Source organism: Brachyspira sp. SAP_772, assembly GCF_009755885.1.
GTDB lineage: Bacteria > Spirochaetota > Brachyspiria > Brachyspirales > Brachyspiraceae > Brachyspira.
In genome coordinates, this window is record NZ_VYIX01000231.1 from 1 (window position 1) to 644 (window position 644).

Consider the following 644-nt stretch of genomic DNA (forward strand, 5'->3'; position numbering starts at 1 on the left):
AGTCTTTTTAAAGAAATCCATAGTCATAAATTGAGGGTTAATATTTTTGTAATTTTTTGATTTAGCTCTCTCAACCATCTCTGGCATAATATCTATACTTATTTTTTCTAAATTATTAATATATAATTCATTTAAATCATAATTAGTATTTTTTGATATTCCATATGAGTAATAATCCATAAACTCATTAGTATTATCATCAATATAAATTAAATCATCTGTTGTATTATYTACAGAATCTTCTATATCAAAATGATGATAAGCCTCTATATAATTTCTATACGATTTAGGGTCATCAAACCTTTTATATCTATCCTCACCAGATATTATYAATCTTTCTTTTGCTCTTGTTAAAGCAACATATAAWAGCCKYTTYTTTTCAGAYTTATCTGCTAAAGAATTATAWTTATCATCTTYAGAAAAGAATTTTAATTTTTCTTCTATTTCTCCATGTATAGGAATCTCTATATATGGAAAGTTTTCAACAAAATCAAACATATTGTTTTGAGCAGCTCTATAATGTCCAGCTCCTGCTAAAAAGACATTATTAAACTCTAACCCCTTAGATTTATGTATAGTCATTATTCTAATAGCCTCAACTGATAATTTTGGTATTGTAGCATAAGAAATATCTTTAGCATTCA

The 644-nt window shown here is 25.0% G+C and carries 1 protein-coding gene; it reads right to left on the reverse strand.

Annotated elements, in window-relative coordinates; all coding sequences use genetic code 11:
• Positions 1 to 644 (reverse strand): 3'-5' exonuclease (locus GQX97_RS13740; RefSeq protein WP_304488841.1); only part of this gene is annotated, 644 nt, incomplete at both ends.